The organism is Filimonas effusa, from assembly GCF_004118675.1.
Lineage (GTDB): Bacteria > Bacteroidota > Bacteroidia > Chitinophagales > Chitinophagaceae > Filimonas > Filimonas effusa.
Genome location: NZ_SDHZ01000003.1, coordinates 1 through 13,565 on the forward strand (window position 1 = coordinate 1; position 13,565 = coordinate 13,565).

Genomic DNA, 13,565 nt, shown 5'->3' on the forward strand with positions numbered 1-13,565 from the left:
TTGTTGTCAATGGTGGAGTGAAAATCTCCTTGTAGTAACTTGGCTGGGGAAGTAACTGTATACTGTTTCCCCAGCCCTTTTTTTATTAACACCTGTTTTTATTTGGTTGAACCATAGAATGCAACGGCGGTCAAATAGAAATATTAAAAGCCGACTCCCAAAAAGCAACAACGGGGAAGTGAAACGAGTGTATCTTTCCCCGTTGCAGTACGACTACCTCCTCTTGCCATTTTTGTTGTTATCTTCCCCAACCTCCCTATTACGTCCAAAAAATGATCGAAACTGCTGCATTACTCCCTGGTGAGCATTTTGGGTATTTTGATTGCCTCCATCATTGTTTTGAGCCGCAATTGGCTGCTGTCCGTTAGCGGGCGTATTAGGACCAGCTGTATGATTTGACTGCGCATATTTTTGCTGGCGTTCATTTGTACTTAGTACAACCGGCCTGGAAAGATTTTTCCTTTCCGGCTGTACTTTTAAAAAAGGTACCGGACTTAGGACTTTTCCATCCATATTCTTAATCTTCAATCCCTCAGGGGGATTAGCAGAAACTAATAATTCCGATACACCTGATGCATTACGAAATTGTACAATAACCTCACTACCTTTCCTGATATGGTAAGCCAGCCTATTTACGTACTGGTCATCATCCATATTCAGGAAGTTAAATCCCTTTAGTTTAGATTCAACATTACGCAGGCCCCCAACGAATTCTATTCCCAAACTACCATCGGGTTGCTCCTTCATTCTCAGCCATGTATCGAATTTTGAAGGGACGCGCTTCAGGTCCTGACGGTCTTTCAAGTTATTCCCTTCGACAATATTGCCTTCGGAATCCACATAGTCGTACCGCTTTAACGTTTTGTACACAGCCCTTCTCTCTTCGTTCCTGTTCCCATCCTCAAGGAGGTTATACATTTCCAGGGTGGTCAACTTAAAGTAATCACTAAATTCAAACGACTTATTATGATCGGCATCAATTTTCGCCTGACGCTCTAGTGTGGCCTTATCCATTTGAATATCCACGTCAGGACCATATTTCACCATCAGTCGGTTGAAAATCTCCGGTTTTTCCTGCTGAACGATTAATAAGTCCTTGGTGATTTCACTTTGATAAGCGGCAAAAGCAATATTGTATTCATGGCTATTTTCAGGTGTTACAAAATCTTGACTGGGTGGGTTTGCCAGACGGGCTTCCAGATCCGCAGTATTGAGGTCACCAATTTTCTCATGATGAATATCGATTTCCTTACTTACCATAGCCAGCGCCCTATTATAGTAGTAGGTATCATCTATCAAGTTAAAGGTGGCCTCAATACTTATTATTGTAGGGCTATCGTCAAATCCGGCCATCCCGAAAGTCTTAATTTCTGGTCTTCGGGTAGCCATTTGCTCCTGCAATGTATCCAAAACTGTTTCAGGTAATTGCCTGATACGAACTGTATCTGTTAATACCGCAAAATTCTGACCTACGTTGTTTTCAAAATCATTCTGCACATTATCCATAACTCAAAAATTAAAATGTAAAAATTATTTCAAAGTCCGCATTCCGCCGGTTGTAGTTTTAATCTCTCTGTCCCGGTGAAAAGACTTTCTTTCCACTGGAACAGCCACTTTTGTTTCAGGTTCATTGTTTAAGACAGGTGAATTCTCAGGTTCTTGCTTAGGAGCAACGAAGGGCTGGGGAAAGGGCGTGGCAATGGGATTCGTATTAAGCACTGCAACATTTTCAGACTGTTTAGGTGGTTGCAATTGGTCTGCTTTCACTTGTGGCGATACATATACTGCCGAAAGCTGGTTGCTCTGGGCAAATTTCCCGGAATTCGTAACGGATACCTTATCAGGAGTTACTGCTAACATACCCGAATCATTCAAAAAAGCAGGTTTCCCATTAAAAATCCGGTCAATCGCTCTCGTTACAGTATAATTCAGCTTTTGAAAAAAGCCTTTCAAACCAGGAAACAGGGTAGCATCCATTTGTCGTATCTGCCCTTTGACAAACTGTAAATCATCATACTCACCTTCTGTAAGATTTAGCTTTTTGTGTTGGTCAACGATTCGCTTCCATACCTGTAAGCGAAGCAGATTAAATTCCCGGTCTTGCAACAATTCCGGGCCAAATTTCTGGATGTACCCCGCTTGCTTCGCATCCCAGCGGTTCATCGCCACTTCTACCCTATTTGTCTCCATATGCCTAAATTCAGTTCACTGTTAGGAAATTCCCTTACCCATGCGCGGCGCGTTCAGCATCACCCGTGCATTATCCTTCCGTTTCATTTTAAGCAATGGCTGTTTTGCTGGCTGCGAAACATTATTCGTCAAGGCAGGTTCCGCCGTCTTGACGCTTTGGGCATTGGAGTCATAAGGAGTACTACTGATACGTCGTTTCTCCTGCTGTTTAGCTATTACTATTATCGCGGCATTTCTAACCTCCTTGAAAAGGAATGCAGCCACATTCCAGACAGCCCGGACAATATCTACAGACCAACGTTGCCACCAGGGGTATAATTGTTGTCTGGCAGCTCTTAAATGCGCTTTTAAAATCTTCAAGGATGCCTTCACATCTTTATCCTGCGTATTTTTAAATTGTTGGTAAAGATTACGAAGGTGTTTATGCTTCACCTTTAAAAAAGATCTTGATTGCGTGGTATTTGCCCCTAATGTCTTTTGGTACAACTGCTCTTTGGCCGCCCACCGTTGTAATGCTTCTTCAAGCGGATTCATTTTAACACCGGTATCCTTTTTCATTATGGCTCCATTTTATCAGGGAATAATGGTTTTGCTTTCAAGATGTCTTTCCCCTTGATCTTCAATTGAAGATGCCTATCGCCATTCTTCTCAAACAGGTCGATTGTCATAAACTTGGAATCAGCTATCGTAAACTGAGGGAAAGCTAAAATCCAAGTCTGCCCCGATCTATTGGAAACAACCTCACCGGGGGATAATAACTGATAAACAGGCGAAATTTCCTGTTCCAGTACAGAGGTACGCTTCGCTTTGGATTTATCCCGCTGGTATGTTTTGCTATAATCAATGATGTAAGGGATATTGGATCGATTGGCCAGTGTGAGATGGAAATAAAGGATGCCATTGTCTACATAAATCCCGCGAAGGTTGATTTTCATACCATTATTGCTTGCTTTGGCATGCCGCGCCATTTTCTTGAATAAGGAGATGGTATCCACATTTCTCCTAATGGTGTTTAAGGTTGGGGAAGCTGTGTCCGATTTAGGCAACAACCCTGTAATAGAGGGCCTTCCCGGTGCTTTTAAACGATATTCTAACGATGGCGCAACTTCGGTAAAGAACACTCTTAAAGAATAGATGGCACCGTCATCGGTAAAAACAGATAAGGTAGTCGGCTTAAAATTCTCCCGGTTGGCTTTGATTTTAATGACACGTTTGTTATTGCTGACAATTTTTGCCAGTATATCTGCCGATCCCCTGTCATAATCCTGAACGGGAGCATCAAATACCACTAAAACTGTCTCGTAAAAACTTACATATATGTTTTTCACTTCACCAGCAACCTGAGCGTGTACCCTGGAAAAGAAAAATCCAACAAACAATAAATTAAACAACATCACCTTTTTCATTTTCACATTATTATTAGTCATCAATAAATTTCAATCTCACACAGTTAGGATTTCTGCCTGCTTATTCTTCCTGCTTTCTTTTTAGGCGGTTCCGGCAAATGCCATCCTTTTATTTTTAACTCATGCCGCATAAAAGAATGCGCTTCCTTTAGCGAAGGAAAATGATTGGAGAAAGATTGCCGGGGATAATATTTCTCGCAGAGTGACCTAAGACGCAAATCGCCTGCTGTTAATAGGGCAAAAGGAGTTCCAGTAAAATACTTCACTTGAAGTTGTTTACTTATGGAATATCCTTCGGTGCCTGCCTGCTCTAATTCATATAACTGCATAGCAATCGACAACATTGTACTATAGGCTAAATCATCTTTCTGTACAGGCAGGGTCCAATCAATTTCCGATAGCCGTTGCTCCAGCATCGCAGTGTCAATACTCCCGATTTGATGATGATCGAGAACAATAGGGAGCTTTAATAAAACTTCATAATCGATAAGGTCTACCGTTTTCGGGTCGGCCATCAATCGAAATACCAGGTAAACAATCAGGTCATCTTTTCCTTGCTTTTCCTGGAAGTTAATAGCAACCTGTTTTTGACCAGTTTGTAATGCCTTCTCCAATGGTGTTTTCGCCGCTTGCAGGCCAAGTTTATCCAGCTGCTCCAATGTAATTTTTGCCATAGCTTATATTTTATTCCTGGTTGTTACCATCCAATAAAAGGATAGGGTGGCCGCTCTTGATGGTTACTTTGATCAGTTTTGTTTTTTTAGACAGCAAACTTTTTGCAGCGCTGATGCCCGCCGATGCGGCTTGTGTTCCGATATTTGGATCAAGTGAGGCCATTTGTAATGTTTGTATTGCATTAGTGGCTTCGTCCTTTGCCACATCCCTACCGATAGCACCTGGAACACGAATACCTGCAATACCGTCACCATCATAAATAATTAGCGATACCGGATAGATGTTTCCCTTGTACTGTATTTCCTTTATTTCACCGTTTAACCGTTCATTGTTGAGGTTACATATTCCAAAAGCGTTTGTGCCTTTGGGAATTAGCTGTCCTTTGATAAATATATCCTGCGTCAACCGGATTTTTAAAGCGGCACCAGTAACAAGCGTTTGCTCTTCGTCTACTACAGCCGAGATGGCATTGGTTCCAGCTGGTTGCTCACCCATATCATCCTGATCAAAAAACTGGTTCTTTTTACCGGGCTGAAAATATATGCGCGTAAGCGAATCCTTCCATTTACTAAAAATGGAATCACCTGTATTGGCAGCAGATGGCAGTAAATCATCGCCTTGCGACCTGGGAGAAATGGTAACGGGATAGACTTTACCCTTATTCTTTAATGATTCCTCCTTCAACTTATTCTTTATCCTGTCAGGATTTTGAATATCAAGTACTTTGTCGAGCATATTGTCCAATTGCATCATTTCCGGGTCCGGCACACCTGATCCGGCCTGCATTGCCTGCATCATCTGTTCAATACGCTTTAATTGTTCGTCCGTCTCACTATGCATGGTATCCCGCGCTTCATAGGGCCTATTGATGGACACTTGTTTATCAGGAGTGGCTAATTGTTTTTGTAATACAGCAAGCTGTTGCTTTACTTTATCTTCTCCTTCTGTAGGATTACCCGCTTTCGTTCTCTTAAAATTCATCGATGGAACATCGGGATGATATACCTCTTCACTGTCTGTTAGCGGAGCAATTGCATATGGGTCTCGTTGAGCCAGGCTTCGCCATGAGAGAGAGTCATTTTCTGCCTTCCGATACAACGACAGCTTATCCATACCTTCTTTTTCCTCAACTTTGGGCGAAGGCAGGCTCTTATTAAAACCCGGCTTTGCCGTTATTGGCTCTTTAGTACTTTCTGCCCCACCCATGCCATAAAAGATTAAGCATAGAAGCGGAATGATTACCACTGGCATGAATAACAATATCCTCACTTTCAATTTCTCTTTTTCCATAATTGTTATTATTTCTTTGGATACAATGAATTAATAATTTGCAGCATGCTATCCAGCAAGCCGGGATGTTCCTTTTCAATGGACTGAATTTCCTTTTGTCCCTCTTCAGTTCTGCGCATACTGTCCAGCATGACTGAAAAACTATATGCCCGTATGGAATCCAGCTCACTGTAGTGTGAACTCCTGCCTTTTTCCGCAGGAAAAACAGGGGGCGGTGAAGATTGTATCGGGGGGATACCATTTATAGGCAAAATATGTACTCCGGGAATGACGCAGATAATACCTGCTGCGCTGAAAATCAGTATAAAAAAACCGAAAAATGCTTTCTTCTGCTTTACAGTCAATTTGTCTAACAGCGTATTTAACCTGATAGCAACTCTCCTTAGCTTCCTGTCTGTAAAAGCCGCCAGATTGCGCCATAAAAAGGTTGCAGTTGCATCACTATTATTACTAGGTCTCCACCACATATCTTACTTTTGTTTTACGGTTAAATCAGTGTTATCTACTATAGTCCAGCGTTCAATCAAGAACCCATGCGGATTATTTTCAGTTCTGGTATTCAGATCCCTGATCACACCATCAGTAATCAAATTGCGGGTAACTGTTGATGTTGGCCTGACAATTCTCAATTTTCCATAAAACCGAAATGGATAAGGATGGTGATCAATATCTACATGCACACTATCACAGGTAACCTCCTGACTGATGTTGCCAGATACAACCTGATCATAATAACCGGCTTCCTTTAAATCATCGTACTGATCTTTTGCTGACTTATCGGCCAGATACATTGCCTTACTTAAACCGGCTTGTATGGCTTTCTCATCAGGTGTTAGAGAAAAGAAAAGGCTGTGAAAAACCTTAATATGGTCACCTGCTTCAATGGGAACATTATCTTTCCTGCTTGCTGCGACTGCCTGAATGGCCTTTCCATTTACGATTACAAATACCCTTTGCTGTGCTTCACCCGCATACAGATAACTCTTATAAATGGTATAACAATTAATGATGATTGTGGCAATAATCACTACTGCGGTAAACAAACGAATATGCTTGAACGCTGATTCTATATTTTTAAACTGCTGGAACATTCTACACAATTTTCACGATCCACATTATCAAATTCCATTTTATCAAGACCGGATTCCAAATGGATTAGTAGCAACATCGACTACTTTACCAGCCGTATTATGCGCATGACTGGTCACCTTCTGTTGTAATGCAGACCCACCACCGGCATGCACAATCCAGTCGGCAATACTAGGGACGGTAGTATAACATATGATACCAATCACCATGAACACCAGATAGCCAGCATCATACAATCCGAAACTTGTCACCCCATTAGTAGCAAGGGCGTCTAAATCCATTTGAATCAAATGTTGCTGAATGGTTCCCAATACGGAGCCAAGTATGTTACAGATAGGCAGCCATAAGTAAATATTGATATACCTGGCAAGGTAAACAGGCAGTGTATGGTGTAACCCGTCAAATACGCTCAGTCCTAACACCAGCGGTCCCAATATGCCTAATAAAATAAGATTAAAAACTCTCAGGGTGTTAATACAAAGAGATGCAGCAGCATACAGGATTTGCAGGATGGTAGACAGTACCATTTTAAGTTCATTCTGCATGTTGTACTTCATTTTATCCCATATAAATTGCATTTCTTTCCAGATCCTTGAGAACATGCCACCACCGCCGTCACTGGGATGCGCATATTTCACCCATAGCGAATAGTCTCCTTCCTGGGTTTCGCCTACTAATGCCTGCCATTGTTCGGTATTTTTTACTGCCGCCTCCTTTTTTGCAAACAGTTCCTTTACAGCGGCGTCAGAATTGACCACCATCTCTTTTGTACCGTTCACTGTCGGAGATAAAAAACCGTTAAACACTGCCAGAACGGCGGGAAAGTTTAATATGACAAGCGTGATAGCGAAAGGTCTCAACAACGGGTATACGTCAATAGGTTCCGCTGCCGCCATGCTACGCCAAACCCTGTGACCGATGTAAAAAACGGAAGCAAGACAAGCGATGGCCCTGCCCACCCCGATCAGACTGCTACATTTGGGTAGCATATCATTGTACAACTTATCTAAAACAGCCTGCAATCCATTTATATGGTCTGCAACGCTCTGCGCTGATGCTATCGAAGGTATCAGCAGCCCGCCAGCTATAGCCATTAAAACCACACAACTACATTTCATATCTACACTATTTTAAAACAGCTCAAAAATCACTTCAGGTCTAGCAGCGTTTGCAGGCCATTGTTTTCACCAGTTTCGCGAATAAGGTTAACCATATAAGTCCTGGTATCGATATTGAACAACCGAAGGAATGTAAGTTTCCCTTGTACATCGCCATAGATCCTGTCAATTGCTTTCAGGCGCTCATCATCCGACATCCTTAAGGAACCAGACGTGATTACCATTGTCAACTCAGATAAGTTCCTGAGCGATCCATCATACAGGTTATTCAATACACGGCTGATATAATCTCGATAAGAGCTTTGGAACACGCTGGCCGATCCAAACGTTTGCCAGGCTTCCTTTCCTTCCTTTAAAATCGATAACTGACAAGAAATAATATCACCGACACGCTTGTATTTCTTTACCTCCGGACTAACAATGTAAAGTCCGTCCAAAAAAACTTCGTGTAATTTGTAGTTACCACTGGCTACGTCTCTAACCTTATTATACCCATCTGAAAGTATTCTGTACCCCTTATACATATCCTGCAAAATGCTTTGCAGCTGTGTTAGCTTATCAACATTCAGCCACAACTGAGCTAACTCCGTTCCCTGTGCATTCCCTTGACGGGGTATTATCAACAGTAATAACAATACTGTAAAAAGCCACTTCATACATCACTATTTAACATCTAACAACACCTGCAAAGCATTATCTTCCGACAATTGCTTTTCAATATTCTTATCTATAGAAATTACAAGCTGATAATATTTTCCTGCATCAGCAGACTGCGCACGGTTCGCTTTGAGGGCCGCATCAATTCGCTGAATGCGTTCATCATCCGTCATCTGGAATCGTCCGTTAGTGGTTATCGCGATGAGGTCATCCAACGTATTAGTGATTTGACCGATCAATGTATCTATACACCTTACGTAAAATTCCCTTTGTGCTGGCAGAAAACGATCATTACCTATCATTCTCTGTTTCGCCTCCGTACACAGCTTAATTGCAAAGACGATATTATTAGCTGCTTCTGCCAGGGGAGCATACTGCCGAACAACAGGGCTTACCTGTTTTAATGCATTGAAATAATCACGATGTAAACCGAATTCTCCATTTTTAATATCATGAATAGCGTTTAATCCACCTTTTGCTATATCATAGCCTTTCTTCAAATACTCGGCATAGGTATGAAAGGCGGCAATTTGTGCCAGCAAGTACTTTTTCTGCGTTTTCTTCTGATTAAACCACTCATCCCAGGTCTGCGCATGCCCGAAGTGAGCTAGCAGTATTAAAGACATTAACAAGATCACGTTTTTCATACAAACACATTTACAATACCACTCCTGCTATGACTATTACCGAATTAAAAGCGGGCTTTTACACTTAATCGATGATCTCATACAGCCGACGTAACGCAAGCAGATCATTTTCATCTCTTGCCCTGTTTAATGCTTTGGCTTTATTAGCACTATTATATCGACGTAAATCATTATAATTTTCATCAATGGCGGCTCCTGCTTCATGTATCAGTTCCAACCGGGCCGCATCATTCATTTGGGTAAAAAAAGAATTGATTACCAAGTTAATCGATTTAAGATTCTGCGCACTTTGAGATAAGATGCCATCATATACCTCTCCCATATGAGCTATATCATCCGGGGTAAAATGCGTATCATTTCGGAAAAGATTGTAAGCCTCCCGGTATTCATTTACCATATCGACTTGTTTTTGAATGATAACGCGGATCTCCTGGTAATAAGTGATAACGTTCTTTACCTTTACCAATTCATCATAATAGGTTTGGTACAACTCCTTCTGTTTGTTAACCCAACCGGAAATTTCATCCAGCTTTAGCTTTGACAAGGTATTTTCTATGACCTTCTGCGCATTCTGAAGACCAATGGTCTTGTTTTGCAATCGCTGCACTTGCAGATCGATAGCCTTGATAACCTTTTTGGCTGCTGCCTTCACTACTACCCATACGATAGCGTGGGATTTTTGAGTTGGAGCCACGGTAAATAAAACACACAAACACAGGCCAATCAATAAGGACTTTTTCATTATACAGCTGCTATTTAAAGAACCGGAATAAAGATTTCTTCTCTTGGGTATCAAGGCGGCTATATAATTCCGATGTCGCCTTATCAACAGGATAGTAGGCCGTTGCTCCCGAAAAATCGACATGGATCAACATATCTTTTGGAAGTACGGTAAAGACATCACGGGTTATATAGAAAGACCCCAGCATCGATAGTGGTAAATAATTTAAAGCAAGGTAGATACCAATTAATCTATCCTCATGTGATGGTGAAGAAATTATCCATACCAGTTTTTCTATTGCAGCATACAAGTTGTTCCAGGCATCCAAACGTGTGCGGGCGTCTCCGGCATATCGCTCATTCCAAGGCAGTTGTTTAAAATCCTCTTCCAAATCCCTTACTGAAACAGATCCAATATAAACCTGATCGAAATCCCTATTCACCAGGAGTGCCGCTGTGTATCCATCGACATGATACATCTCAGAACCATCCCTTATAAAATCAACTTTAAAATGAAAATTGGCTTTATCCTCTTTTTTCCTGCAATACAAGGAGAATGCAGGCAGTTGTTGCGCTGCCATTGCATCAATTTCCTGGATGGGTAATATGGAATCAAAACCCAATGCCATCACCATCGATTTTGCGAAATAAGTTTCACTCATACCATCTATTTTTAAGATTATGCCGCATTTGCCATTGCCTGAATACCTTTTTCCATACTTCCATGAATGGCTGCTAGCTGCTGTACTTTTGTTTTCTCCGTTTGCTCGGTAGTATAGGTGTAATACTCCTGTCGGGACACTTCTGTTCTATACACCTTGCTTACGGTCCCACCAAGGCTAATGAAGACTTCTTTGTATTTTCTACCTGGTTCATTCGCTTTATTCATACTAAGAATAAGTGCCTTTTCCTTGTCCGTTAAGCCTAACAGCTCTTGGATCTGGTCAAACTTGTTTTGGTATTTACTTTGATCCAGCAAGATTTTAGTATCACTATTATTGATGATTGCTTGTTTCACTATGGGGCTTGCGATCATGTCATCCGCTTCCTGGGAAACGACGATTGCTTCACCGTAAAACTTGCGAACAGTTTTGTAGAGGTACTTGATGTATTCTGCAAATCCCTCTTTCATAAGTGCCTTCCATGCCTCTTCTATAAGAATAACTTTCCGGATGCCTTTTAACTTGCGCATCTTATTAATATAGAGCTGCATAACCGTGATCGTGGCTGCCGTAAAGAGGACCTGATTATCCTTAATATTATCCAACTCAAAAACTATAAACCGCTCATCCAACAAGTTCAAATTCTCGGTGGCATTCAACAGGTAATCAAATTCTCCCCCAGTGTAATAGGGTTTCATGACAAAAAGGAAATTGTTAATGTCGAAATCCCGTTGATGCACTTTCTCTGCTTCCAGTATAGCTACATACTCATCCCTGAAAAATTCGTAGAAGGTATTGAAACAAGGAAACACTTGCGCGTTGGAATCCAGATACACGTAATATGCTGTTAAAGCATTGGATAATGCGACATATTCGCTGCGTTTAAAGACTTCCGTATCTCTCTTCCATAGGGCAAGCAACAACGTTTTAATGCTTTCTTTTTTCTCAGTATCGAGCGTATCCCCAACGGAAATGTAGAAGGGATTGAATTTAATCGGGTTCTTTTCTTCATAGGTGAAATAATAGCCCTTCACCAGAGAGCACAAACCTGAATACGAATGCCCGACATCGATAATCACCACATGCGCCCCCTGTTCATAGCAAGAACGCATGTAGGCATTTGTGAAAAAGCTCTTTCCAGAACCACTAGGGCCTAAGATGACACGATTGAGATTTTGGATTACTCCATTGGCACGCGGAGCCAGGTCTAAATCCACAAATAGGGGCTTACCTGTTATCCGATCTGCCAACCTAATACCTATAGGCGCTATAGAAGTCTCCGCCGAACTTTCCTGATTGAAAAAACAAATTGCCTGCTCGGAGAACGTAGAAAACGTCTCATTCATTGGAAAGTCTGCGGCATTACCTGGCAATCCAGCCCAAAACAATTGCGGCGCACCTTTTATTTCCAGACAGGGAACCGCATTCATCTGCGTCAGGGCGGTAGCCACCTTGTTGCGGAGATCCTTTACATCGCCAGCATTATCGGACCACGCCAGTACATTGAAGTGCGCACGGACAAACTGCCTCTGTTCACTAATGGCTTCATTGAGAAAATCGTTAGCCGCATCACGACTGATACTATTCTCCCTTGAATAGTTGGAAAGAGACTGCATACGCCTGCGTTTCGCTTCCAACTGCTTGGTTTCCTTGAGCGGATCTTGAATAATAACGTACTGATTGTAGATATGGTTACAACTCAAAAGCTGACCAACCGGCGATGCAAATCCGACAAAGAATTTTGTTTTATCAGTAGAATACTTCTCATTCTGAATCTTAGGGCTACAAATAGACGGAAGGTTTTCTACATCACTAAGGGTATATAACTGGCAGAGGTTCTCCCCTATTCTCAAATCAGGTTTAAATGTGATGTCTTTTATCTCCGGGTTGTTATCACCTGGAGCCAGGAATAAATACCTTTCAAATAGGCCAGCGCTATTCTGATCTCCAATATAATCAGAGGCAGAAAGTTTCCTCGACTGAATGGCACCGCTAGCTGTTATTAGTTTCTCAAATTGCCCTGCTTTGTCCAAAAAATGCTGAAAAATTGCTGGGTTTATTGTCTGCGGTGGTACAAAAGAATCACGCAATAAGTTTGATAACACTGAGCTTGCTGGCTTTCTTCCTTTGGCAGGAAGGGTTAACATCAGATAGCAATGATGGTCCAGGTATGGCCGTTCATGGAAATATTTCTCACTACTATAACTCAGAAAAGTATGGTCCTCCCGATTAAAGTTGCCTTTGTATTTCTTATCTACATACCAATCCTGCTTGTGCAAAATAGTCCCGGTAGGCAGAATGCGCATCGCCTTTACCCATGCATGATGAATGGCATCCAGATTCTCCGGACTTAATGTAAAAATCTCTGGAAGGCGTAATTGGAAAGCAATGGTAATGTCACCGTTTTTACTGATAACAGCATCGTTTTCGACTTTATAAATGGGGATGATTCTTTCCAGCTTTTTCGTAGTATCTGCCGGTGGCTTAATTTGTAATACTACTGCTGTCACTACGACGAGAACTAACGCTAATACCACTATCATCATTCATCACATTTTCGGTTAATCGGAAAAACAGTTTCCTGGAAGACGATAAAATTGCAGAAGGCACCCGGCGGTAAGCCATGACTTTCATCAATCCATGTTCACCATACTTACTCGACGCCTGGCTTACCCATGTAAACAAAACAAACCCTAAAACACCCACAGTTGGCAATAACATAAAACCGGGCGCTCCTGCAAGATGACCTATTACATAGATCATCAATAATACTATTACACCTATCGCCAGATAAATAAGGTACTGCGCCTTAATGCCTTTTACTTCCAGCGGCTTATTGACACCTTTATTGATCTGATATACTTTCATGCTTTAGAATTGAAGACAAAAAAAACAGGAACGCCCGGTATTCCACCGACTTGCCTCGTATCAATAGCTGTATGCTTACGTCAGGAGAACAACACGAGATCAATAATCACCGCATACAGTCTATAAACCGGGCATTCCTGTTATGTATGATTGGGTACTAGCCGCAGCCTAACCGGCTGTTAGTTTCTGACCGCTTTAATTGCAAGTCAGTATAATATCCCGGCCCTTTTCCCCAATTTTTTG

At 41.7% G+C, this 13,565-nt stretch carries 15 protein-coding genes; all 15 read right to left on the bottom strand.

What is annotated here, in order from left to right:
- Positions 1-213: 213 nt before the first annotated feature.
- A complete protein-coding gene (locus ESB13_RS17840) occupies positions 214-1,506 on the bottom strand; it encodes a hypothetical protein (protein ID WP_129005056.1) in 1,293 nt (430 codons plus the stop codon).
- A gap of 24 nt (positions 1,507-1,530) precedes the next feature.
- Positions 1,531-2,190 carry a hypothetical protein gene (locus tag ESB13_RS17845; RefSeq protein ID WP_129005057.1) on the bottom strand — a complete coding sequence of 220 codons (660 nt, stop codon included), beginning with the start codon at positions 2,188-2,190 and terminating at the stop codon, positions 1,531-1,533.
- 21 nt (positions 2,191-2,211) lie between these two features.
- Positions 2,212-2,748, bottom strand: a complete 537-nt coding sequence (locus ESB13_RS17850) for a hypothetical protein (RefSeq protein WP_129005058.1) — start codon at positions 2,746-2,748, stop codon at positions 2,212-2,214.
- Entirely contained in the window at positions 2,748-3,596 is an 849-nt protein-coding gene (gene traN / locus ESB13_RS17855; RefSeq protein WP_246022634.1) for a conjugative transposon protein TraN, read from the bottom strand. The genes ESB13_RS17850 and traN overlap by 1 nt, the downstream gene beginning before the upstream one ends.
- A 44-nt stretch (positions 3,597-3,640) precedes the next feature.
- Positions 3,641-4,270: a hypothetical protein gene (locus ESB13_RS17860; protein ID WP_129005060.1), complete on the bottom strand. Its 630-nt coding sequence runs from the start codon at positions 4,268-4,270 to the stop codon at positions 3,641-3,643.
- 10 nt (positions 4,271-4,280) lie between these two features.
- Positions 4,281-5,561, bottom strand: coding sequence for a conjugative transposon protein TraM (gene traM, locus ESB13_RS17865; protein WP_129005061.1), 1,281 nt, complete (start codon positions 5,559-5,561; stop codon positions 4,281-4,283).
- Between the two features lie 8 nt (positions 5,562-5,569).
- The gene (locus tag ESB13_RS17870) at positions 5,570-6,028 is read right to left on the bottom strand and encodes a hypothetical protein (RefSeq protein WP_129005062.1); all 459 of its coding nucleotides are present in this window, start codon (positions 6,026-6,028) and stop codon (positions 5,570-5,572) included.
- A 3-nt stretch (positions 6,029-6,031) separates the two neighbouring features.
- Positions 6,032-6,652: a conjugative transposon protein TraK gene (traK, locus tag ESB13_RS17875; protein WP_129005063.1), complete on the bottom strand. Its 621-nt coding sequence runs from the start codon at positions 6,650-6,652 to the stop codon at positions 6,032-6,034.
- Between the two features lie 42 nt (positions 6,653-6,694).
- Entirely contained in the window at positions 6,695-7,768 is a 1,074-nt protein-coding gene (traJ, locus tag ESB13_RS17880; RefSeq protein ID WP_129005064.1) for a conjugative transposon protein TraJ, read from the bottom strand.
- 29 nt (positions 7,769-7,797) lie between these two features.
- On the bottom strand, positions 7,798-8,424 hold the full coding sequence (locus tag ESB13_RS17885) for a TerB family tellurite resistance protein (RefSeq protein WP_129005065.1): 627 nt from the start codon (positions 8,422-8,424) through the stop codon (positions 7,798-7,800).
- A 6-nt stretch (positions 8,425-8,430) separates the two neighbouring features.
- Entirely contained in the window at positions 8,431-9,072 is a 642-nt protein-coding gene (locus ESB13_RS17890; RefSeq protein ID WP_129005066.1) for a hypothetical protein, read from the bottom strand.
- A gap of 64 nt (positions 9,073-9,136) precedes the next feature.
- Positions 9,137-9,814, bottom strand: coding sequence for a conjugal transfer protein TraI (locus ESB13_RS17895; RefSeq protein WP_181955311.1), 678 nt, complete (start codon positions 9,812-9,814; stop codon positions 9,137-9,139).
- Between the two features lie 10 nt (positions 9,815-9,824).
- A complete protein-coding gene (locus ESB13_RS17900) occupies positions 9,825-10,454 on the bottom strand; it encodes a hypothetical protein (RefSeq protein WP_129005067.1) in 630 nt (209 codons plus the stop codon).
- Between the two features lie 17 nt (positions 10,455-10,471).
- Entirely contained in the window at positions 10,472-13,000 is a 2,529-nt protein-coding gene (locus ESB13_RS17905) for a TraG family conjugative transposon ATPase (protein WP_246022615.1), read from the bottom strand.
- Positions 12,939-13,322, bottom strand: a complete 384-nt coding sequence (locus tag ESB13_RS17910) for a DUF4133 domain-containing protein (protein ID WP_129005068.1) — start codon at positions 13,320-13,322, stop codon at positions 12,939-12,941. The genes ESB13_RS17905 and ESB13_RS17910 overlap by 62 nt, the downstream gene beginning before the upstream one ends.
- Between the last annotated feature and the right edge of the window lie 243 nt (positions 13,323-13,565).

Excerpts from the sequence above, each read along its gene's own strand:
- ESB13_RS17840 (WP_129005056.1), bottom strand. The coding sequence starts at position 1,506 with ATGGATAATGTGCAGAATGATTTTGAAAACAACGTAGGTCAGAATTTT.
- ESB13_RS17845 (WP_129005057.1), bottom strand. The coding sequence starts at position 2,190 with ATGGAGACAAATAGGGTAGAAGTGGCGATGAACCGCTGGGATGCGAAG.
- ESB13_RS17850 (WP_129005058.1), bottom strand. The coding sequence starts at position 2,748 with ATGAAAAAGGATACCGGTGTTAAAATGAATCCGCTTGAAGAAGCATTA.
- traN (WP_246022634.1), bottom strand. The coding sequence starts at position 3,596 with ATGAAAAAGGTGATGTTGTTTAATTTATTGTTTGTTGGATTTTTCTTT.
- ESB13_RS17860 (WP_129005060.1), bottom strand. The coding sequence starts at position 4,270 with ATGGCAAAAATTACATTGGAGCAGCTGGATAAACTTGGCCTGCAAGCG.
- traM (WP_129005061.1), bottom strand. The coding sequence starts at position 5,561 with ATGGAAAAAGAGAAATTGAAAGTGAGGATATTGTTATTCATGCCAGTG.
- ESB13_RS17870 (WP_129005062.1), bottom strand. The coding sequence starts at position 6,028 with ATGTGGTGGAGACCTAGTAATAATAGTGATGCAACTGCAACCTTTTTA.
- traK (WP_129005063.1), bottom strand. The coding sequence starts at position 6,652 with ATGTTCCAGCAGTTTAAAAATATAGAATCAGCGTTCAAGCATATTCGT.
- traJ (WP_129005064.1), bottom strand. The coding sequence starts at position 7,768 with ATGAAATGTAGTTGTGTGGTTTTAATGGCTATAGCTGGCGGGCTGCTG.
- ESB13_RS17885 (WP_129005065.1), bottom strand. The coding sequence starts at position 8,424 with ATGAAGTGGCTTTTTACAGTATTGTTATTACTGTTGATAATACCCCGT.
- ESB13_RS17890 (WP_129005066.1), bottom strand. The coding sequence starts at position 9,072 with ATGAAAAACGTGATCTTGTTAATGTCTTTAATACTGCTAGCTCACTTC.
- ESB13_RS17895 (WP_181955311.1), bottom strand. The coding sequence starts at position 9,814 with ATGAAAAAGTCCTTATTGATTGGCCTGTGTTTGTGTGTTTTATTTACC.
- ESB13_RS17900 (WP_129005067.1), bottom strand. The coding sequence starts at position 10,454 with ATGAGTGAAACTTATTTCGCAAAATCGATGGTGATGGCATTGGGTTTT.
- ESB13_RS17905 (WP_246022615.1), bottom strand. The coding sequence starts at position 13,000 with ATGATGATAGTGGTATTAGCGTTAGTTCTCGTCGTAGTGACAGCAGTA.
- ESB13_RS17910 (WP_129005068.1), bottom strand. The coding sequence starts at position 13,322 with ATGAAAGTATATCAGATCAATAAAGGTGTCAATAAGCCGCTGGAAGTA.